General features: G+C 56.6%; 16 protein-coding genes and 1 riboswitch. Of the genes, 3 read left to right on the top strand and 13 right to left on the bottom strand.

Annotated features, from left to right (window positions below; all coding sequences use genetic code 11):
• Positions 1–23 precede the first annotated feature (23 nt).
• Positions 24–2393: an LPS assembly protein LptD gene (gene lptD, locus ACVLVH_RS12540; RefSeq protein ID WP_240632902.1), complete on the bottom strand. Its 2370-nt coding sequence runs from the start codon at positions 2391–2393 to the stop codon at positions 24–26.
• A 182-nt stretch (positions 2394–2575) separates the two neighbouring features.
• Here lptD and djlA point away from each other — a divergent pair, with 182 nt between their 5' ends.
• Entirely contained in the window at positions 2576–3388 is an 813-nt protein-coding gene (djlA, locus tag ACVLVH_RS12535; RefSeq protein ID WP_061718138.1) for a co-chaperone DjlA, read from the top strand.
• Between the two features lie 220 nt (positions 3389–3608).
• Here the strand turns inward: djlA and rluA are convergent, their stop codons facing one another.
• The 3 genes from rluA to polB all read right to left on the bottom strand — a co-directional run bounded on the left by rluA (position 3609) and on the right by polB (position 9707).
• Positions 3609–4268 (bottom strand): bifunctional tRNA pseudouridine(32) synthase/23S rRNA pseudouridine(746) synthase RluA, encoded by a 660-nt coding sequence (gene rluA, locus ACVLVH_RS12530; RefSeq protein ID WP_137385141.1) that lies wholly within the window; start codon positions 4266–4268, stop codon positions 3609–3611.
• Between the two features lie 19 nt (positions 4269–4287).
• Positions 4288–7194 carry an RNA polymerase-associated protein RapA gene (rapA, locus tag ACVLVH_RS12525; RefSeq protein WP_101762134.1) on the bottom strand — a complete coding sequence of 969 codons (2907 nt, stop codon included), beginning with the start codon at positions 7192–7194 and terminating at the stop codon, positions 4288–4290.
• Between the two features lie 152 nt (positions 7195–7346).
• Positions 7347–9707 (bottom strand): DNA polymerase II, encoded by a 2361-nt coding sequence (gene polB / locus ACVLVH_RS12520; RefSeq protein ID WP_192412408.1) that lies wholly within the window; start codon positions 9705–9707, stop codon positions 7347–7349.
• 164 nt (positions 9708–9871) lie between these two features.
• Between polB and ACVLVH_RS12515 the strand changes: the two genes are divergently transcribed.
• Complete coding sequence (locus tag ACVLVH_RS12515; RefSeq protein WP_277974511.1) at positions 9872–10636, top strand: DedA family protein; 765 nt, start codon at positions 9872–9874, stop codon at positions 10634–10636.
• On the opposite strand, the gene thiQ is transcribed toward ACVLVH_RS12515, so the two are convergent.
• The 4 genes from thiQ to sgrR all read right to left on the bottom strand — a co-directional run bounded on the left by thiQ (position 10633) and on the right by sgrR (position 15729).
• Positions 10633–11334: a thiamine ABC transporter ATP-binding protein ThiQ gene (gene thiQ, locus ACVLVH_RS12510; RefSeq protein WP_101762131.1), complete on the bottom strand. Its 702-nt coding sequence runs from the start codon at positions 11332–11334 to the stop codon at positions 10633–10635. The genes ACVLVH_RS12515 and thiQ overlap by 4 nt on opposite strands.
• Positions 11318–12904 (bottom strand): thiamine/thiamine pyrophosphate ABC transporter permease ThiP, encoded by a 1587-nt coding sequence (gene thiP / locus ACVLVH_RS12505; RefSeq protein ID WP_192412404.1) that lies wholly within the window; start codon positions 12902–12904, stop codon positions 11318–11320. The genes thiQ and thiP overlap by 17 nt, the downstream gene beginning before the upstream one ends.
• Positions 12904–13890, bottom strand: a complete 987-nt coding sequence (gene thiB / locus ACVLVH_RS12500; protein ID WP_192235735.1) for a thiamine ABC transporter substrate binding subunit — start codon at positions 13888–13890, stop codon at positions 12904–12906. Before thiB ends, thiP begins: the two co-directional genes overlap by 1 nt.
• A gap of 46 nt (positions 13891–13936) precedes the next feature.
• A riboswitch (TPP riboswitch) is annotated at positions 13937–14032 on the bottom strand.
• 35 nt (positions 14033–14067) lie between these two features.
• The gene (sgrR, locus tag ACVLVH_RS12495) at positions 14068–15729 is read right to left on the bottom strand and encodes an HTH-type transcriptional regulator SgrR (protein WP_137385147.1); all 1662 of its coding nucleotides are present in this window, start codon (positions 15727–15729) and stop codon (positions 14068–14070) included.
• A gap of 254 nt (positions 15730–15983) precedes the next feature.
• On the opposite strand from sgrR, the gene ACVLVH_RS12490 reads away from it, so the two are divergent.
• Entirely contained in the window at positions 15984–17171 is a 1188-nt protein-coding gene (locus ACVLVH_RS12490) for an MFS transporter (RefSeq protein ID WP_312463741.1), read from the top strand.
• A gap of 36 nt (positions 17172–17207) precedes the next feature.
• Here the strand turns inward: ACVLVH_RS12490 and leuD are convergent, their stop codons facing one another.
• The 5 genes from leuD to leuL all read right to left on the bottom strand — a co-directional run bounded on the left by leuD (position 17208) and on the right by leuL (position 22061).
• Positions 17208–17813 carry a 3-isopropylmalate dehydratase small subunit gene (leuD, locus tag ACVLVH_RS12485; protein ID WP_101762126.1) on the bottom strand — a complete coding sequence of 202 codons (606 nt, stop codon included), beginning with the start codon at positions 17811–17813 and terminating at the stop codon, positions 17208–17210.
• A gap of 3 nt (positions 17814–17816) precedes the next feature.
• Positions 17817–19223, bottom strand: a complete 1407-nt coding sequence (gene leuC, locus ACVLVH_RS12480; RefSeq protein ID WP_101762125.1) for a 3-isopropylmalate dehydratase large subunit — start codon at positions 19221–19223, stop codon at positions 17817–17819.
• 4 nt (positions 19224–19227) lie between these two features.
• On the bottom strand, positions 19228–20319 hold the full coding sequence (gene leuB / locus ACVLVH_RS12475; protein ID WP_008108624.1) for a 3-isopropylmalate dehydrogenase: 1092 nt from the start codon (positions 20317–20319) through the stop codon (positions 19228–19230).
• Between the two features lie 2 nt (positions 20320–20321).
• Positions 20322–21884 carry a 2-isopropylmalate synthase gene (leuA, locus tag ACVLVH_RS12470; protein ID WP_101762123.1) on the bottom strand — a complete coding sequence of 521 codons (1563 nt, stop codon included), beginning with the start codon at positions 21882–21884 and terminating at the stop codon, positions 20322–20324.
• Between the two features lie 93 nt (positions 21885–21977).
• Positions 21978–22061, bottom strand: coding sequence for a leu operon leader peptide (gene leuL / locus ACVLVH_RS12465; protein WP_099686952.1), 84 nt, complete (start codon positions 22059–22061; stop codon positions 21978–21980).
• Positions 22062–22321: the final 260 nt, after the last annotated feature.

Below are 22321 nucleotides of genomic sequence, written 5' to 3'. Positions count from 1 at the left end.
AGAGCCTGTCAAACATCACAACATCAGAAAGCGCGCTGGTAAGGGATGATGCCCTGACGCAGCATTTCGTTGGTGCCTAAGCCATAGTTAGAACTCAGACCACGCAGCTCAATGTTGAATGAGATTTGGTTGTCATACTTACTGTCGTTGTTTTCCCAACCGTTGATCTTGCGTTCGTAACCCAGACGAATGGCATAGCAGCACGAGCTGTACTGCAGGCCGACCAGCTGTTCAGCCGGACGACTATTGCGGGTATCGTAGTAATAACCGCCCACCAGTGACCAGGCATCCGCAATCGGCCAGCTGGCAGTGCCGCCCACCTGTGAAATCCCGTTTTTATAGATCGGGTTAGTCACCAGGCTTGAATTATTCAGCGCCTGCGCCACATATTCCGGGCTGCTGTAGCGATAGCTCAGCTGCACCATACGATCGGCATCCTGACGATACTCAACTACCGCATTGCCCTGCGCGACGTTATCGAGGCGGGTGTCATATTGCAGACCGCCACGCGCGCCCCAGCGATCGCTGATTTTCCAGTACGTGTCGCCGGCCCAAACCAGGCTGCCGGTGTCATCTTCTTTGTTCGTCTGGTTTACGCCGGTACGAGACGGGGTAAACGAGTAGATTTGACCCACAGAAACGTTAAAACGTTCAACCAGATCGTTATCATAAATACGCGTGGTTACGCCGGTCGCCACTTCATTTGCTGAAGCGATGCGATCCAGGCCGCTGTAGGTACGATCGCGGAACAGGCCAGTGTAGTCGGTTTGCAGCAACGTCGAGTCGTACGGATAGATATTGCTCTGGTTACGATAGGGGACGTAAAGGTACTGAACACGCGGTTCCAGCGTTTGCGTATAGCCTGGTTCCCAGTCCATATCGCGGTCAAACACCAGGCGGCCATCCACTTTGAACTGGGGCAGCGTGCGGTTGACCGAGTTTTCCAGCTGATTATCACGAGCGGTATTAACCGAAGTGTTGTAATACTCAACGTCATCCTGCTGATAATGGGTTGCCAGGAATTTCGCTTCGGTATCGAGACTCGCCCAGCCGTTAGACAGCGGCAAATTCAACGTTGGCTCAACATGCAGACGCGTGGTTTCAGGCATCTGGCTATTCACGTTGGTAAATTTCACCGCCTGCGCAAAGATTCGACCATCAAACGGTCCCATATCATTCTGATAGAAGTTCAGATCGAGCTGCGGCATCGCACGATAGACGTTGCTGTTGCTGGTGTTACCAAACACCTGGAAGTCTTTGGTCGACAGCGTCGCGTCCCAGTTGGTATCCGCGTAGCCAAGGCTGAATTTCTGCGTGGCGTAACCATCGGTGGAGCTGTAGTACTTCGACTCAAGATCGTTGAAGTAATAGGGATCGCTTACTTTGGTGTAGTCAGCGTTGAAGCGCCAGTGCTGGTCGTATACACCCGAATGGCGCCAGTAGAACAGCCAGCGATCGGAGCTATCGTCCTGCGCGATACCACGCACTGCTTTGTCATTGTCGTACTGCTTATCTGACTGCAGATAATCCAGCTCCATCAAGCCTGCGCCAAACACCGTCAAATAGCGGAATTCGTTCTGCAGCTGCAGACCGCGTTTTTCCATATAGTGCGGCGTGATGGTGGCATCGGCCTGCGGCGCGATGTTCCAGTAATATGGCAGCATGAATTCGAAGCCGTTATTACTGCCGTATTTCGCATTCGGGATCAGGAAACCGGAGCGGCGGCGATCGCCAATCGGTAGCTGTAAATAAGGGCTGTAGAATACCGGCACATTGCCGAGCTTAAAGCGGGCGTTCCAGATTTCCGCGACTTCTTCTTCGCGGTCCTGAATCACTTCGGAACCGACCACGCTCCAGCTGTTGGAACCCGGCAAACAAGAGGTAAAGCTGCCGTTTTCCAGAATGGTGTAGCGATTGTTACCGCGCAGTTTCATCTGATCGGCATCGCCGCGGCCCTGACGGCCAACCATCTGATAATCACCGTTCCACACGTTGGTGTCTTTGGTGTTCAGATTTGACCAGGCTTTCGGACCTTTGAGGATGACCTGATTGTCGTCATAGTGCACATTACCCAGCGCATCCACGGTACGAACCGGCGTGGTTTGTCCTTCCTGCTGACGTTGATGCAGCTGCACTTCGTCGGAACGCAGGCGGCTATTGCCTTGCTGCACGTCGACGTTACCGGTGAACACCGCATCATCCGGATAGTTGCCTTTGGCGGAATCAGAATGGATGGTGACCGGCAGCGAGTTGGTGTCGCCATTGACCAGCGGGCGGTTGTAACTCGGCACGCCCAGCATGCACTGCGACATCAGATCGTCGGCGAGTGATGACTGGCTATAAAGCGCTGCACCAATCATGGTAGCCAGCAAGGTAGGTATACGTTTTTTCATACGCGGTTTCGATAATTCCATGAAAACTGGCATCATGCCGACAATCCGGTCAGAGACTAACTTACTGCCCGGCGTTGCGCCAGTGTTAATCCTTGTCTGTCCGCGTTGCCGTTAGGCGCTGAGATAAATGACAGGTATGATAATGCAATTTTCAGCCGCAAGCATGGCGAATTGAGGAGTTTATGCGCTACTGGGGAAAAGTAATTGGTCTGGCGCTCGGGATATTTTCCGGGGCAGGCTTTTGGGGCATTGTACTGGGTCTGATCATTGGTCACATGTTTGACAAAGTGCGCAGCGTAAAAGGACAGGGCTATTTCGCCAATAACCAGGCGCGTCAGACGCTGTTTTTCAGTACCACGTTTCAGGTGATGGGCCATTTGACCAAATCAAAAGGGCGCGTCACCGAAGCGGATATCCAGATTGCTTCCTTATTTATGGATCGCATGCAGCTGCATGGCGATGCGCGCACTGCCGCGCAGCGTGCGTTCCGTGAAGGTAAACAGAGCGACTATCCGCTGCGCAGTAAACTGCGCGAGCTCCGCAGCGCCTGCTTTGGCCGGTTTGATCTGATTCGGATGTTTCTGGAAATCCAAATCCAGGCTGCCTTCGCCGATGGTTCACTGCATCCCAACGAACGTCAGGTGCTGTATGTGATTGCCGAAGAGCTGGGTATTTCACGCGCACAGTTCGATCAGTTCCTGCGCATGATGGAAGGCGGTCAGCAGTTTGGTGGCGGCGGTTCTTCCCGCGGCGGCGCCTATCAGCAGGCGCAACGCGGTCCTACGCTGGAAGATGCCTGCAGCGTGCTGGGCGTGAAAAGCAGCGATGATGGCACCACCATCAAGCGCGCCTACCGTAAGCTGATGAGTGAACATCATCCAGACAAGCTGGTGGCGAAAGGTTTACCGCCGGAAATGATGGAGATGGCGAAGCAGAAAGCGCAGGAGATTCAGGCGGCTTACGATCTGATTCGTAAGGAGAAGGGGTTTAAATAATTTTATTGCTGTCCCCCATCCCGGCCTTCCCCCGCAAACGGGGGAAGGAGATACTGCCCCATGCAGCTTCATTACTGAAATGTGGCAGCATCTTCCTCCCCCATCCATGGGGGAGGACCGAGGAGGGGGACTGCAAGCACGGACCGAGGTGGGGGGCAGCAAGCACGGAACGAGGAGGGGGACTGCAAGCACGGACCGAGGAGGGGCAGCATCTCCAACACTAAAATCCCGCCGGCTGCCTGAACGTCATGCTATTGCCAAACGCCGGATGGGTGATCGTCAGCGACTCCGCATGCAACTGCAAACGCGGCGCCATCGCCAGCGCCTCATCATGTGCATAAAAGCGGTCGCCAAGAATCGGATGCCCCAGCGCCAGCAGATGCACACGCAGCTGGTGTGAGCGTCCGGTAATTGGCTTAAGCTTGACGCGCGCACTGTTCGTGGCTTCATACTCCAGCACCTGATACTCGGTCTGCGCCGCTTTGCCGTTCTCGAAACACACCATCTGCTTCGGCCGATTCGGCCAGTCGCAAATCAGCGGCAGATCGATCAAACCCTCTTCTGCCGCCGGATGGCCCCACACGCGCGCCACATAGTATTTGGAAGGCTCGCGCTCACGGAACTGGCGCTTGAGCTCACGCTCTGCCGCTTTATTCAGGGCCACGACGATCACGCCGCTGGTAGCCATATCGAGACGGTGCACCGATTCCGCCTGCGGGAAATCACGCTGGATGCGCGTCATCACGCTATCCTTGTGCTCTTCGAGACGGCCCGGCACCGACAGCAACCCGCTCGGTTTATTCACCACCATAATGTGCTCGTCCTGATACAGAATATGCAGCCAGGGTTCGAGCGGCGGGTTGTAAGCTTCCATCAGCATGATGTCGCGGTCCTGAACATTATTGGTGCGTGACAACGATCAGACGCAGCGCATCGAGACGCCAGCCTGCATCGCCCAGGCTTTCCAATACCTGTTCGCGATTGCTCTCCAGCGCTTCAACCTCATCATCACGGATGTTGGGGTTGACCGCGCGCAGCGCTTCGAGACGTGACAGCTCAGCACCGAGTTTCTCTTCGGCTTCCACTTTCGCTGCCGCGATAATCGCCTGCGCTTCCGGAACGATCGCTTTTTCGGCCTGGGTCAGAATCTCGTGCACGTCTTGCTGCACCGCATTCACCAGCTTGCTGCCGGTATGGCGATTCACCGCATTCAGCTGACGGTTAAAGCTTTCAAACTCTACTTTGCCCGCCAGATTGTTCCCGGCGCGATCCATCAGCAAACGCACCGGCGTTGGCGGCAGGAAGCGGGTGAGCTGCAGACTTTTTGGCGCTTGCGCTTCAACCACATAGATCATCTCGACCAGCAGCGTCCCGACCGGCAGCGCCTTGTTCTTCAGCAGTGACAGCGCACAGCTACCGGTATCGCCCGAAAGGATCAGGTCGAGGCCATTGAGGATCAGCGGATGTTCCCAGGTAATAAACTGGGTATCTTCGCGCGACAGCGCCTGGTTGCGGTTAAAGGTCACGGTGCAACCCTCTTCCGGCAGGCCAGGGAAATCAGGCACCAGCATGTGATCGGACGGCGTCAGCACAATCAGGCTGTCGCTGCGGTCTTCCTGATTGATGCCGACGATATCGAACAGGTTCAGCGCAAAGTTAACCAGATCGGTATCGTTGTCCTGCTCGCCGATGGCATTTGCCAGCTCCTGAGCGGCTTCACCGCCGTTGGAGTTCAGTTCCAGCAAGCGATCGCGTCCCTGTTCCAGCTGTGATTTCAGCGCATCGTGCTGCTTGCGGCTTGCGCTGATGAACTCATCGAGTCCCTGCGGATTTTCCGGCGCGGCAAGATATTCAATTAGCTGATTGTACTCATTGTCATAAATGGCGCGGCCAGTCGGGCAGGTGTGTTCAAACGCATCCAACCCTTCGTGATACCAGCGCAGCAGCACCGCCTGCGCGGTTTTTTCCAGCCACGGCACCAGAATCTGGATGTCATGCATCTGGCCGATACGATCGAGACGACCGATACGCTGCTCCAGCAGATCCGGGTTAAACGGCAGATCGAACATCACCAAACGGCTGGCGAACTGGAAGTTACGGCCTTCAGAACCGATTTCGGAACACAGCAACACCTGCGCGCCATCCTCTTCGGAGGCGAAGAAGGCCGCTGCGCGGTCGCGTTCGATAATCGACAAGCCTTCGTGGAATACGGCGGCACGGATGCCTTCGCGCTCACGCAGCACCTGCTCCAGCTGCAGCGCGGTGGCGGCTTTGGCGCAGATCACCAGCACTTTCTCTTTGCGGTTGCTGGTGAGGTAACCCATCAGCCACTCAACGCGCGGATCGAAGTTCCACCATGTGCCGCTATCGCCTTCAAATTCCTGATAAATCTGCTCGGGATACAGCATGTCACGCGCGCGCTCTTCTGCGCTTTTGCGCGTGCCCATGATGCCGGAGACTTTTATCGCGGTTTGATACTGCGCTGGCAGCGGCAGACGAATCTGGTGCAGCTCGCGTTTCGGGAATCCTTTCACGCCGTTACGGGTGTTACGGAACAGCACGCGGCTGGTGCCGTGGCGATCCATCAGCATCGAAACCAGCTCTTTACGCGCGTCTTCTTTGCCATCGCGATCGCTGTTCGCCACTTGCAGCAGCGGCTCGATATCCTGTTCACCGATCAGATCGTTAATCAGGTTCATCTCATCTTTGCTGATGGCGTGGTCGGCCAGCAGCGAGCTCACCGCATCGGCCACCGGACGATAATGCTGCTGCTCTTCGACAAACTGGCCGAAATCGTGGAAACGATTCGGGTCGAGCAGGCGCAGACGTGCAAAGTGGCTCTCTAAGCCCAGCTGTTCTGGCGTGGCAGTCAGCAGCAGTACGCCAGCGGTTTTCTCTGCCAGCTGCTCAATAACCTGATATTCGCGGCTCGGTGCGTCTTCGCTCCATGCCAGATGGTGCGCTTCATCAACCACCAGCAGATCCCACTCGGCATCGGCCAGCAGCTCAAGACGCTGCTTGTTACGGCGCACAAAATCGAGCGAACAGATAATCAGCTGCTCGGTTTCAAAGGCATTGTCGCTGTCGTGCTGCGCTTCGGTGTAGCGATCGTCATCAAACAGCGCAAAGCGCAGGTTAAAGCGACGCAGCATTTCCACCAGCCACTGATGTTGCAGCGTTTCCGGCACCACAATCAGCACGCGCTCGGCACGACCGGCCAGCAGCTGTTGCTGGATGATCATCCCGGCTTCAATGGTTTTACCCAAGCCCACTTCATCTGCCAGCAGCACGCGCGGCGCGTGGCGACGGCCGACATCGTGAGCGATGTGCAGCTGATGCGGAATCAAATTGGTGCGCATCCCGCGCAGGCCGCTGATCGGCAGGCGGTATTGCTCGCTGTGGTATTTGCGTGCGCGGAAACGCAGCGCAAAGCGGTCCATGCGGTCGAGCTGACCGGCGAACAGGCGATCCTGCGGCTTGCTGAACACCAGTTTGCTGTCCAGCATCACTTCGCGCATGACGACGCCCGCTTCTTCGGTGTCGAGACGTGTGCCGATGTAAGTCATTAAATCGTTTTCGTTGCGGACTTCATCGACGGTCATCTGCCAGCCTTCGTGGCTGGTGATGGTGTCACCCGGATTGAAAATCACACGAGTGACCGGAGAATCGTTTCGGGCATACAGGCGGTTTTCGCCGGTTGCCGGAAAAAGCATGGTGATCATGCGCGTATCGAGCGCGACCACCGTGCCCAATCCCAGTTCACTTTCCGTATCACTAATCCAGCGCTGACCCAGTGTAAAAACCATATATTTTTTGCTCGACTCTCTGACATGCCATAAAGAAGTTCACCTGTACTCAGGCAATACCCAACCGCCAAACGGGTGTTTGGTCAGATTGTGAGTGCGGTGAGAATCAGGAAGGGCGCTATGGTACTGGATGGCAAGGCATTCGTCACCTGTCAAAAAAGCCCCAGCTGCCCAGTAATGAGTGTAGCAAAGTCGTCACCGACGAACGGCAAAATGCCGTCAGCCACCGGTTGCAGCTGTTTGGTGACGTAATGATCGTAGTCGAGGGGCGTATTGCGCGCCTCAAGCGGTTCCGGTCCGGCCGTGGCCATCACGTAGCGGATCGAACCACCGTTTTGATACTGCAGCGGGCGCTGCAGCTTGCGGTTTTGCTCATCGGCGAGACGCGCAGCGCGCACATGTGGCGGCACATTGCGCTCGTAATCCTTCAGCGCGCGCCGCAGGCGTTTTTTATACACCAGCTGATCGTCGAGTTCACCGTTCAGCAGCTGCGCCACCGTTTCGCGTATGTAATCCTGCCACGGCTCGCCACGGAAAATACGGCCATACAGATTTTGCTGGAACTGCTGCGCCAGCGGCGTCCAGTCGGTGCGCACTGATTCGAGGCCTTTAAACACCAGCCGCTCGCCGCCCTCGCTGAGAATCATGCCGGCATAGCGCTTTTTGCTGCCCTGTTCGGCGCCGCGAATGGTGGGCATCAGGAAACGGCTGAAGTGCGTTTCATACTCCAGCTCCAGCGCGCTCTCCAGCCCATAGGTCGATTGCAGATGCTGCCGCCACCAGCCGTTAACCTGTTCAGCGAGATGACGACCAATCGCCGTCGCCTCCGCTTCACTGTGCGCGCCTTTCAGCCAGACGAAGGTGGAATCGGTATCGCCGTAAATCACATCAAAGCCTTCCGCTTCAATCAGCTCGCGCGTTTGCTGCATGATGGCGTGGCCGCGCAGGGTGATGGATGACGCGAGGCGCGGATCGAAGAAGCGGCAGGCGCTGGTGCCGAGCACGCCATAAAAAGCATTCATGATGATTTTCAGCGCCTGCGACAGCGGTTTGTTGCTGTCGCGCTTGGCGGCTTCACGCCCTTGCCAAATCTGCTCGACAATCGCCGGTAAACAGTGGGTTTCACGGGAAAAGCGCGCATTGCGGAAGCCGGGCACGGAATCGGCGTCATCCGGGTGCGCCAGGCCTTCCACCAAACCCACCGGATCGATAAGGAAGGTGCGAATAATTGAGGGATAGAGGCTTTTGTAATCCAGCACCAGCACTGAATCGTACAAGCCGGGCCGCGAATCCATCACGTAGCCGCCGGGGCTGGCTTCCGGCGCCACTTCGCCGAGATTCGGCGCCACGAAACCGGCGCGGTGCATGCGCGGGATATAGAGATGACCAAAGGCCGCCACCGAACCGCCGTGACGATCCACCGCTAAACCATTTACCGTGGCGCGTTCCAGCAGGAACGGCATGATGGCGGTGTGCTGGAAAATGCGCGTCACCAGCTCACAATCCTTAAGATTATATTTCGCCAGCGCTGGCTTATCGTTGGCAAAGCGCCAGTTGATCTCTTCCATGCGATCCCACGGATTATTGATGGCCTTGCCTTCACCGAGCAGCTGGCGCGAGACCGCTTCGAGGCTGAACGACGGGAAATCCCAAAACGCGGATTTGAGCGCGTCGATACCATCAATAATTAAGCGGCCCGTTGCCTGCGCGAAGAACACACCAGGTTTGAAGCCGTGCTCGCGCCACTCCAGCGCCTGCTTCTGACGGCCTAAACGCAGCGGAATGCCGTAGCGATCGGCGTGTTTCTGCAGTACGCGCAGATCGAACTGCACTACATTCCAGCCAATAATCACATCCGGTTCATGCCGCTCGAACCATGCGTTGAGCTGCTCAAGCAGCTGCGGGCGGCTATCAACATAGATCAGTTCAAAATCGAGCGTGCTGGCATCGCCGTTGGGCGGACCGAGCATGTAAACCTGGCGCTGACCGCAGCCTTCCAGCCCGATGCAGTAGAGCTCACCGTGCTGCGTGGTTTCGATATCCAGCGATACCCATTTCAGCTGCGGACGGTAATCAGGATGCGGCTTCAGGCGCGCGTTGACCACGCTGTCACCGCGTGTTTCACCGCTAAACCACACCGGCGCGGTGATAAAGCGCTCCATCAAATAGCGTTCGGGTGGACGAATATCCGCTTCATACACCGGTATGCCGTTTTCACGCAGGCGCTTTTCCAGATTTTGCAGCTGGCGATTGCTGCGGCAATAGAGGCCAAACACCGGGCGGCGGCGAAAATCCTTCAGCTCCAGCGTTTGCAGGCGCGTATGACGTTCGTCGCGGATCAGCGCTTCGGTTGGCGTGCGAAACTCCTCGGGCACAAACGCCACGGATTCCTGGGCAGGCAACACCAGCCGCTGCGGGCCGCTGTCGGTGGCCAGCCACAGCACCACTTCGCTGCCGGTCGGCGTATCTCGCCAATGTCGGGTAAGCAGAAAACCTGCGCGCGGATCGGTCACGTGAACTCCAGAGAATGAATTGCATTGAGTATAACATGGATGTTTATACAGTGTCCTGCAGGCGAAATTGTCACCACTTTGTCAACATCGTTCTACAATTCTTGCCTTGACGGCTACCTGCATGCTCTGGACAATCCAGCCTCTATATTCCGCAGAGGATATTTATGGAAGCCTGGATTCAACACCTGTTTTCGCAATCGCTGGAGTACGCGCTGATCGCTGTGGCGCTGGTGACCTTTCTTGAGTCGCTGGCCTTCGTGGGATTGCTGTTGCCGGGCACGGTATTAATGGCCAGCCTTGGGGCGCTGGTAGGAAGCGGACAAATTGGTCTTTACCCTGCGTGGGCGGCCGGATTCGTTGGTTGTTTAATCGGCGATTGGGTTTCCTACGGCATCGGCTGGAAGTTTCAGGGGCCGCTGCATCGCTGGAAATATCTGAAAAAGTACAAGGGTTTGCTGGATAAAACCGAGCATGCGCTGCATCAACACAGCATGTTCACCATTCTGGTGGGGCGATTTGTCGGCCCGACGCGTCCGCTGATTCCGCTGGCAGCGGGCATGCTGGAGTTGCCGGTGCGCAAATTCCTGCCGCCTAACCTGATTGGCTGCATCCTCTGGCCGCCCGCGTATTTGATGCCGGGCATTCTGGCGGGCGTGGCGATTGATGTACCGCAGGCCGCGCAGGGCGGCAGTTTTAAATGGCTGCTGTTGCTGGTGGCGCTGCTGCTGTGGGTCGGTGGCTGGTTGCTGTGGCGCTGGTCGCGCAGCGGTAAAACGGTGGATTGGGCGACTAAGTATCTGCCTGCATCGCGTCTGCGCTGGCTGGCACCGCTGATGGCGGCGATTGGCCTGGGCGCGTTTATCGCAATCCAGTTCCATCCGATGATGCCAATCTTCCGCCACCTGCTGTGGAAAGTTTTCTTCGCTTAACGCGCTGTCACGCCAAGGATGGCGGCCGCGGCACTTTCACCGCGCACCAAACTCTCTGTACTGCCATCCCAATAGATGCGCCCGTCGACAATCACCAAACTGCGCGGCGCAATCTGCTGAGCATCTTCCAGGCTGTGCGACACCATCAACAAGGTGATGTTGCGGTTTTCGCATACCGAACGTACCAGCTGCAGCATCTCGTTGCGCAGCGCCGGATCCAGCGCTGAGAAGGGTTCATCCAGCAGCAAAATCGGTTGATTGCGCAGCAGGCAGCGCGCCAATGCCACGCGCTGACGCTGTCCACCGGAAAGCTGACCAGGCAAACGCGTGAGCATCGCCTGCAAGCCGGTTTGCTCGGCGATATCCACCACTTGCTGCTGCTGTTCGCGCGTCAATTTCAGGCCCGGATGTAAGCCCAACGCCATGTTTTGCTGCACCGTGAGATGCGGAAACAGATTGTTCTCCTGGAACAGCATAGAAACCGGGCGCGCCGACGGCACGCTGTGGGTATGATCTACGCCGTTCATCACCAGCGCGCCTTGATTGATCGGCAAAAAGCCGCCAATCAGACTCAGTAAAGTACTTTTCCCCGCGCCGCTCGGACCGAGGATCGCCAGACGTTCACCCGCCTGCGCCGCAAAACTGAAGCGCATCGGCAGATGCTGATAAAGGTAAGTAAGGTTATTCAGTGTCAGCATGGCGACCCGGTAATTTTTCCATCAGAGTAAAAAGTAGTAAGCAGAGCAGCAGCAGCAGGAGTGCGGTGACGGCACCGTCCGCACCGCGATAGGCGCCAATCTGTTGGAACAGATAGAAGGGCAGCGTGCGGAAATCGGCGCTGCCAAACAGCGCGACCACGCCGAAATCGCCAATCGACAGCACGCAGGCAAACGCCAGCGCCTGAGCAATCGGGCGTTTCAGCGCGCGCAGCTCAATCAGCCGCAAGCGGTTGAAACCGGAGATGCCGAGTGAAGCGCAGAGCTGGCTGTAACGGGCGCTGATATCGCGCATCGGATTCTCCAGCACTTTCATCGCATAAGGAATGGCGATCAGGGCGTTAGTAAAGATCACCAAACCATCGGCGCGCTGCGGCAACCCCACGGTGGCGTTGAACAGCAGAAAGAAACCGCTCGCCAGTACAATGCCCGGCATCGCCAGAATCAGCATGCCGCTCATCTCCATCGCCTGCGCGGCGACTCTGTTCTGGCGCTGCCGCAGTTCGCGGCTGCTCCACAGCAGCATCATGGTCAGCACCACGCAGAGCACGCCGGCGCCCACGGCAATACGCAGCGAGGTAAAGGTGGCTTGCCACAGCGCCGCTTGTTGCAGCGCACCGGCAACGCCGCCGCGCAAACCATCGACGATTACTGCCGCCAGCGGCGGTAACAGCAGCAGCAGCGCCAGGCCAATCAGCAACGTATCGCTGATGCGCGCCTGCCATGAATCCTGCGGATCGCGCCAGCCGCGAATGCTCTGGCTGCCGGTGGGAATGGCTTTGCTAAAGCGCTGGCTCAGCATTACCAGCAGCAAACAGCAAGCGAGCTGTAACAGCGCCAGCAGCGCCGCGCGGCCCGGATCGTAATCGAAATTTAGCGCCTGATAGATCGCCAGTTCCAGCGTGGTCGCTTGTGGTCCGCCGCCCAGCGCCAGCACCGTGGCGAAGCTGGCGAAACAGAGCATAAAGATCAGCGCCGCCGTCGGCAGAATCTGACGGCGCAGCCACGGCCACTCCAGCAGGCGAAACAGATTCCAGCCGCGCAGGCCAAGCTGGGCGGCGACTTGCCGCTGCTCGCCGGGAATGCTCTCCAATGCCTGTAACAGCAGGCGCGTCGCCAGCGGCAGGTTAAAGAAGACGTGCGCCAGCAGAATGCCCTGCAGGCCATACGGCGAAAAGTGGTAGTCAAAGCCGATGGTCGCGCACAGTTGTGCCAGCCAGCCGCTGCGACCGTACACGCTGAGCAAGCCAAACACCGCCACCAGCACCGGCAGCACCAGCGTCATGGCGCACAGACGTAGCAACAGATTGCGTCCCGGAAAACGGCGGCGGTAGAGCGCGCGCGCCAGCAGGATCGCGGGCAACACCGACAGCAGCGCCGACAGCAGCGCCTGCTCAAACGAGAACAGCAGCACATGATGCAAATAGCTGTCGTCGAGTAGCGCGCGCCAGTCGGTGGCCGGAGCGACCACCACCAATGCACCAAACGCCAGCAGCGCCACCGCGCACAGCAACAGCGCGATGGCGCTACCGGGAATCAACCAGCCGGGCATTAACGGCTAACGGCGCGTTGCCATGCGCTGATCCACGCGGCGCGATGGTCGGCGACTTCGGCTGACGTGAATTGCAACGCCTTCGCGGGCACCTGCAGCGCTTGATAACCGGCTGGCAGATCGCTTTTGATCACCGGATACATCCAGTTGCCGGTGGGAATGGTCTGCTGGAAGGCCGGAGAAACCATAAACTGCATGAACTGCTGCGCCAGCTTGGGCTGTTTACTGCTGGCGAGCTGCGCGGCGACTTCCACCTGTAAATAGTGGCCTTCACTGAATTCGGCTGCGGCGTAGTTCTCTTTCTTCTCTTCGATAATGTGATAAGCCGGAGACGTGGTGTAGCTCAACACCAGATCGCCTTCGCCTTTCAGGAACAGGCCGTAAGCTTCGCTCCAGCCTTTAGTGACGGTAACGGTTTTTTGCGCCAGCTTCTGCCACGCATCAGCTGCGTTATCGCCATACACTTTTTGCATCCACAGCAGCAGGCCAAGACCCGGCGTGCTGGTACGCGGATCTTCATAAATCACGCGCCATTTTTCCGGGCTTTCGACCAGCTCTTTCAGGCTTTTCGGCGGGTTCTTCAGTTTGTTTTTATCGTAGACGAAAGCGAAGTAGCCATAATCGAACGGGATAAAGGTTTGATTGTTCCAGCCATCCGGCAGTTTTAGGCTGCGGGTATCGACGCTGCTGTTGGCAAACAAGCCGGTTTTCTCCGCTGCCTGCACCAGATTGTTATCCAGCCCCAGCACTACATCGGCTTTGCTGTTTTTGCCTTCCATGCGCACGCGATTGAGCAGCGATACACCATCTTCCAGCGCCACATACTTCAATTCGCAGTCGCACTGCGCTTCAAAGGCTTTTTTTACCGCCGGACCGGGGCCCCAATCGGCAGAGAACGAATCGTAGGTGTAGACGGTCAGAACCGGTTTAGCAGCGAAAGCCGGAGCCGTAACCAGCAGCAACATAGGCAGAACTTTGTTTAACACTTTGCGCTCCTTGAGGAGAAGAGATGTTGAGTCGCAAAGGATCTGAGGCGTGAGGCATCTCAAATCCCTACGCCGGTATTAGCCGGATCAGGTTCGACGGGTTTCTCTCAGCCCTGATATCAAGGCACCCCGTTGAGAACGGCTCATTCTAGACATTTATATGACAGCGCGAAAGGATCACAGCTCCGGTGGTGCAAACCAGGCTGATTTGAAGTCAAACCAGCCGAGCGTATTCAGCCGCACGCCGCGCATACTGCGTTGCCCTTCCAGTAGCAGCCAGTGATGGAACAGCGGATGCAGATAGTCGCGGTCGATCAGCTGTTTGCTCCATTCCGCCAGCGGTAACGCTTTCTGCCGCCAGCGCGCGGCATCGGCTTGCCAGTCAATCGGGATGCAGTGATGCATCAACGGCAACTCGAATAGTTGCGCGAACAGCGCGTACTCCAGCGGCAGGGTAAAGTTGACGCTGCCAAGCCAGATATCACTTTCACCTTCGCCCTCGAACCACGCTTCGTAGCTCACGACACGAGTAATTAGCTCAACACCTTGCTGCGCCAGCAGCGGTCGCAGCGCGTTAGCAATACCTTCATGCTCAACGTGATGGCTGTACCAGCTCAGCGTCAGCTGAGTTAAGCCTGCCGGTTTATCGGCGGAGGTGAGATCGCGGCGATGGTGCCAGCGCGGCAGCAAGCCATAAGCCGGGAACCAGTAACGCTGATAGCCGACGCCAGCATGATTCAGTAAGGCGATGGGATTAAACAGATAGCTTACCCAGCGGCGGAAATGCGCATCGCGACCCAACTCGGAGCGCTGATCGTACAGCAGGAAGTAGCAGCCTTCTTCCAGACGACTCTCTTCCGATTTTTCATCGGCGGTTTCGCCCTGCAACTTGACTCCGGCATACACCAGCTCGTCGCTGATCTCCGGCAGCACCCAAATCGACACATCGTCAATCAGCGCGCGATAGCCAAAGTAATCATCAAAGGCGGCGATCTTCAGCTGCGTTTGCTGATTGCGCACCACGCTGTACGGACCGGTGCCAAGCGGCTGGCGGGCAAACTGGCGTAACGTGGGCCATTCGCGCGGCAGGATCATCGCGCTGACGCTGGCCAGCAGCCACGGCAACCAATCGTCCGGCTGGCTCAGATGGATATCCAGCGTCCAGGGCGCGGGCGAATCCAGTTTACTGATGTGAGAAAACAGCGGCTGGCTGCGCACGCGCTCCAGCGAAGCAATCACATCCGCCATTTCCAGTTCACGGCCATGATGAAAACGAATCGCCGGGCGCAGGAAGAAACGCCACTGCAGCGGCGAGGTTTGCTGCCAGTGATGGGCGATATCGGGTTCGATTTCCCCCTTTTCCTCATTTATGCGCATCAGGCCGTTGAAAATTTGTCGTGCCAGATGGGTTTCCGAGCGGCGCAGCGGCGAACCGGGCAGCAAATTGGGCAGCGGGCGATAATAGAGCACGCGCAGGATATGTTTGCCCTGGCGGAAGCTGCGGCCTAAATGCGCCGCAATCATCTGGCGCACCTGGTTTTTATCGCCCACCAGCTGCACTAACTGTTCGATGCGATCTTGTTCCAGCAGATCCTCGGCGCGCTGCTGCTGGAGCGCCAGGCCGGTGTAGCAAAAACTCAGCATTGAGCGCTTGCCGCGTCCCGCTTCTGCCTGCCAAATCAGCCAGCCTTCGCTTTGCATGGCGTTGAGCAGGTTACGCATATGGCGACGCGAGCAGTGCAGCAGATCGGCCAGCTCGCTGAGCGTGGTTTCCTGATCCTGCCCCTGACAGCTTTGCCATAGGCGGATAAATTGCTGCTGCAGACGTGAAGAGGACATAAAAGGGGAACTCCTTGTCAGAATCGCTCAGTTTTTCCTGCCTCATATTAGAGGCATACTGCCCGGCAATGGAAGAGCGGGAGGCATTCAGTAATGAATGGCGCTCTGCCAGCGGTTCCGCCGACGTGGAACCCCTTTCTGAGTAGGGTGCATTTTCACCGCCAGCAGCGCTTTATCTGCTGGCTTTTTTCGTTTTGCTGTAGAATCTTCTACCCTCATTTCTCTACCTTTTTTATTCGCAAAGGGATTTCTGCATGAAATCGCTGTTAACGCGTCAACGTCGCATCAATCCGGTCTACCTCTCGTTTATGGCGGTGTCGTTTATGACCGGCGTGGCCGGTGCGCTGCAGGCGCCGACGCTGAGCCTGTTTCTGACGCGCGAAGTGCAGGTAAGTCCGTTCTGGGTCGGCTTGTTCTTTACCATCAATGCGATCGCGGGGATTGTGGTCAGCCTACTGATGGCGAAACGCTCCGATAATCAGGGCGATCGCCGCAACCTGATTCTGTTTTGCTGCCTGATGGCCACGCTGAATGCGCTGCTGTTTGCCTTCAATCGCCACTATTTAACGCTGGTGACGCTGGGCGTGTTTTTGTCGGCGCTGGCCAGCGTGTCGATTCCGCAGGTGTTCGCCCTCGCGCGGGAATATGCCGATCAGTCGGCGCGTGAAGTGGTGATGTTCAGCTCGGTGATGCGTGCGCAGCTGTCGTTGGCATGGGTGATCGGGCCACCGCTGTCGTTTGCGCTGGCGCTTAATTACGGTTTTGTGACGCTGTTTTGCGTGGCGGCGGGGATTTTCCTGCTAAGCATGCTGCTGATCTGGCGCACCTTGCCCTCGGTACCGCGCGTGGTGGTCTCGCCTGAAGAGGTGCTGACGCAGCTGAGCCCGTGGAAAGACAGTCAGGTGCGGTTGCTGTTTATCGCCTCCGTCACCATGTGGGCGTGCAACACCATGTATATCATTGATATGCCGCTGTATATCAGTACCACGCTTGGCCTGCCGGAGAAGCTGGCGGGATTGCTGATGGGCACCGCCGCCGGGCTGGAGATTCCGATCATGCTGCTGGCTGGCCATTACGCGCGGCGCACCGGCAAACGCAACCTGATGCTGCTGGCGCTGGTGGCGGCAATGGTGTTTTATCTCGGATTGGTGATGTTCCAGTCGCGGACAGCGTTGATGGTACTACAACTGTTTAATGCCGCGTTTGTTGGCATCATCGCCGGGATTGGCATGTTGTGGTTCCAGGATTTAATGCCGGGCCGCGCAGGTGCGGCGACGACGCTGTTCACCACCTCAATTTCCACCGGCATGATTATCGCCGGCATCATTCAGGGCACTATGAGTGAACGCTTTGGTCATGAGTCGGTTTACTGGCTGGCGTTGGGGCTGGCGGTGCTGGCGTTGGGATTGGCGTCGCGCGTGCGGGATGTGGTTGATAGCTAGCAAAGAGAAGGGCGACAGGATGTCGCCCTTGTTGCCTCAGCGTAAGAACGCGGGCTGATTGGTCTCGTAGCTGGAGATAGACGCTTCGTGTTGCAGCGTCAGGCCAATGCTGTCGAGGCCGTTGATCATGCAGTGACGGCGGAAGCTGTCGATTTCGAAGCTATAAGTCTTATCGCCTGCGGTTACAGTTTGCGCTTCCAGATCCACGGTGAAGGTGATGCCCGGCTGCGCGGCAACCAGTTTGAACATCTCATCCACTTCTTCATCGCTCAGCTTCACCGGCAGCAGCTGGTTGTTAAAGCTGTTGCCGTAGAAAATGTCGGCGAAGCTTGGCGCAATCACCACATGGAAGCCGAAGTCGGTCAGCGCCCACGGCGCGTGCTCACGCGATGAACCACAGCCAAAGTTCTCACGCGCCAGCAAAATGCTGGTGCCTTTGAACTCCGGTTTGTTCAGGACAAAGCTGGCGGTTGGCACGGTGCCCGCATCATCTTCAAAACGCCAGTCGTGGAACAGATGCGCGCCAAAACCGGTGCGCGTCACTTTCTGCAGGAACTGCTTTGGAATAATGGCATCAGTATCGACGTTGGCCGCATCCAATGGCGCCACAATGCCGGTGTGTTGAGTAAATTTGTTCGCCATGGCTTACGCTCCCTGAGTCAATTCACGAATGTCGGCAAAGCGACCGGTTACGGCAGCGGCAGCGGCCATCGCCGGGCTCACCAGGTGAGTACGTCCACCGCGGCCCTGACGGCCTTCAAAGTTACGGTTGCTGGTTGATGCGCAACGTTCGCCTGGATTGAGGCGGTCGTTGTTCATGGCCAGACACATGGAGCAACCCGGTAAACGCCATTCAAAACCGGCTTCGAGGAAGATTTTGTCCAGACCTTCGGCTTCGGCTTGTGCTTTTACCGGACCCGAACCTGGCACCACCATCGCCACCACGCCCGGCGCCACTTTACGGCCTTTGGCAATCGCAGCAGCGGCGCGCAAATCTTCAATACGTGAGTTGGTGCAGGAACCGATAAACACTTTATCGATCGCCACGTCAGTCAGTTTGATGCCTGGCTGCAGATCCATGTAAGCCAGCGCTTTCTCTGCTGAGGCGCGCTCAACCGGATCGGCAAAGGATTGTGGATTCGGGATCGCTTGATCTACCGCCATTACCTGGCCTGGATTGGTGCCCCAGGTCACTTGCGGAGCGATATCTTCCGCGTGCAGCGTGACGATGCTGTCGAATTTGGCATCGCTGTCAGACTTCAGCGTGCGCCAGTAAGCGACCGCTTGTTCCCACTGCTCGCCCTTCGGCGAGAACTGCTTGTCTTTCAGATAATTGAAAGTGGTGTCGTCCGGCGCGACCAGGCCCGCTTTGGCGCCCATTTCAATCGCCATGTTACACAGCGTCATGCGGCCTTCCATGCTCAGCGCTTCGATCGCTGGGCCACAGAATTCGACAACGTGACCGGTACCGCCAGCGCTGCCGGTTTTACCGATAATGGCCAACACAATGTCTTTGGCGGTAATGCCTGGCGCCGCTTCGCCCAGCACTTCAATCTTCATGGTCTTCGCGCGGCCCTGTTTCAGGGTTTGCGTGGCAAACACGTGCTCAACTTCGGAAGTACCGATACCGAATGCCAGCGAACCGAACGCGCCGTGCGTGGCGGTGTGGGAATCACCGCAGACGATGGTCATGCCCGGCAACGTCATACCTTGCTCTGGCCCAATGACGTGCACGATGCCCTGGAACGGGTGATTCAGGTCATACAGCTGAATGCCGAACTCAGCACAGTTTTTCATCAGCTCTTGCATCTGAATACGCGCCATCTCGCCAGACGCATTGATGTCTTTGGTCTGCGTCGAAACGTTGTGATCCATGGTGGCGAAGGTTTTCGACGGCTGACGCACTTTGCGCCCGTGCGCACGCAGACCATCAAAGGCCTGCGGCGACGTCACTTCATGGATCAGATGGCGATCAATATAGAGTAACGGCGTTTCGTTCGGGGTTTCGTTAACGACATGTGCATCAAATAACTTCTGATATAAGCTTTTCATTTTATTATTTTTCCTCGGCGATGAAACCGGCAATGATGCTGCCCATCTCATCTGTGCTCACGGCTTTGCCGTCACCGGCCAAATCACGGGTGCGATAACCCGCTTCCAGCGCACGGCTCACGGCGCGTTCAATGCTTGCGGCGGCTTCATCCGCATTCAGGCTGTAACGCAACAGCAGTGACAGCGACAGAATCTGCGCAATCGGGTTAGCGATGTTCTGACCTGCGATATCCGGTGCGGAACCGCCCGCTGGCTCAAACAGGCCAAAACCTTCTTCATTCAGGCTGGCGGAAGGCAGCAAGCCCATTGAACCGGTAATCATCGCGCATTCATCTGACAGGATGTCGCCAAACAGGTTAGAACACAGCAGCACGTCAAACTGTGATGGATCTTTAATCAGCTGCATGGTGGCGTTATCGATGTACATGTGGCTCAACTGCACATCCGGATAATCTTTTGCCACTTCGTTCACAATTTCGCGCCACATGACGGAAGTCTGCAAAACGTTGGCCTTATCGATTGAGGTGACGATGTTGCGGCGCTTACGCGCGGATTCAAACGCGATACGCGCGATGCGCTCGATTTCGAAACGGTGATAAACCTCAGTATCGAAAGCGCGCTCGTGCGGGCCGCTGCCTTCGCGGCCTTTCGGCTGACCGAAGTAGATGCCGCCGGTCAGTTCACGCACGCACAGGATGTCGAAACCGCGTTCGGCGATATCGCTACGCAGCGGGCAGAACGCTTCCAGACCTTTATACAGTGCCGCAGGGCGCAGGTTGCTGAACAGCTTGAAGTGCTTACGCAGCGGCAACAGCGCACCGCGCTCGGGTTGCTGCGCAGGTGGCAGATGTTCCCATTTCGGGCCACCTACGGAGCCAAACAGAATTGCATCTGCCTGCTCTGCGCCGGCAACGGTAGCCGGTGGCAGCGGTTCACCATGACGATCGATGGCGATACCGCCAACATCATATTCGCTGGTGGTGATACGCATGTCGAAACGCGTACGAATTGCATCGAGAACTTTCATGGCCTGCGCCATCACTTCCGGACCAATTCCGTCGCCTGGCAATACCGCGATATGAGAAGACTTAGACATAGTTACACCGTTTCCTTCTGATCTTTAAATTTACGCTGCAGTTCTTTTTCCACCTGCTTAGCACGCCAAATATTGTTCAACGCGTTCACCATCGCTTTCGCCGATGATTCGACGATATCGGTCGCCAGGCCAACGCCGTGGAATTTACGACCGTTGTAGTTGACCACGATATCGACCTGACCCAGCGCGTTCTCGCCGTGGCCTTTCGCCGTCAGCTTGTAGTTAATCAGCTCGGCTTCAAAGCCGGTGATGCGGTTGATTGCCTGATAGACCGCATCAACCGGACCGTTACCGGTTGCGGCGTCGGCTTTGGTCTCTTCACCGCAGCCCAACTGCACGGAGGCCGTTGCGGTTACGCTGGAGCCGGTCTGCACGTTGAATTCGTTGAGCTCGAAATATTCCGGCTCTTCGTTCTGCTTGTTGATGAAGGCCAACGCTTCCAGGTCGTAATCGAACACCTGACCTTTCTTGTCGGCCAGCTTCAGGAAGGCGTCGTACAACGTGTCGAGGTTGTAATCGGACTCTTTGTAACCCATCTCTTCCATGCGGTGTTTCACCGCAGCGCGGCCAGAACGGGAAGTCAGGTTCAGCTGGATTTTGTGCAGGCCGATAGATTCTGGCGTCAGAATTTCGTAGTTTTCGCGATTCTTCAGCACGCCGTCCTGGTGAATACCGGAAGAGTGGGCGAAGGCGTTAGAACCGACCACCGCTTTGTTGGCTGGAATCGGCATGTTGCAGATTTGGCTCACGGTTTGGCTGGTGCGGTAGATTTCCTGATGATTGATGTTGGTGTGGACGTTCATGATCTGCTGGCGGGTTTTGATCGCCATAATCACTTCTTCCAGCGCACAGTTACCGGCGCGCTCGCCTAAACCGTTCAGCGTACCTTCAACCTGACGCGCACCGGCCAATACCGCAGCGATGGCGTTGCCGGTCGCCATACCTAAATCGTCGTGGGTGTGAACCGACAAGATGGCTTTATCGATATTTGGAACGCGTGCCACCAGTTGGCCAATGATGTTGGCGTATTCGCCTGGCAAGGTGTAGCCGACGGTGTCCGGAATGTTGATGGTGGTTGCACCGGCATTGATCGCGGCTTCAACCATGCGGCACAAATCGTCGATTGGCGTACGCCCGCCATCTTCACAGGAAAACTCAACGTCGTCGGTGTAGTTGCGGGCGCGTTTGATCATGTGCACTGCGCGTTCAATCACTTCTGGCAGCGTGCTGCGCAGTTTGGTGGCGATGTGCATCGGCGAAGTCGCGATGAAGGTGTGAATACGGAACGCTTCAGCCACACGCAGTGATTCGTATGCGGCGTCAATGTCCTTCTCAACGCAGCGTGCCAGTCCGCAGACGCGGCTGTTTTTAATGGTACGAGCGATGGTTTGTACGGATTCAAAATCGCCTGGAGAGGAAACGGGGAAGCCCACTTCCATCACATCCACGCCCATTCGTTCCAACGCCAGAGCGATTTGCAGTTTTTCTTTAACACTCAGGCTGGCCTGTAAAGCCTGTTCGCCATCACGCAGAGTGGTATCGAAAATAATAACTTGCTGGCTCATCGTAATCTTCCTTATGCATTAACTTTGCCGGTGCTACGAGCATAAAAAAACCCGCGCATTGGCGCGGGTTTCTTAAACTTCTGCAGGTTCGAATCAGTTGTTGATTCCGCCCACTAGTCTACCGCGCAAACTGGATGCGTTTAGTAGTAGACCGAGTAGGCGGAAAGAATGAAACATGAGTCAAACCTCGTAAATTGAGTGCTGCACATATTGGTACTGGAATTGACGTGTGAAGTCAACCTTAAGTACAAGGGTATTTCTGTGAAGTCAGAAGGGCGATGTGCTGTGATTTTTCGGCTGCGCAGAGCAATGACATTAATTAGCAACAGAATAAGTGAATCCATCCACTTAAAAAATCGTTTAGAAAATAGAATTTATTTTAAATTGTTGATAATTAAAATTTTAAGTTGCTAATGCGCATTACTGATAAAACAAGA

It is taken from the genome of Kluyvera sp. 1366 (assembly GCF_054823405.1).
The sequence above is the reverse complement of the archived record's forward strand: the minus strand, read 5'-3'. Positions and strand labels throughout refer to the sequence as shown.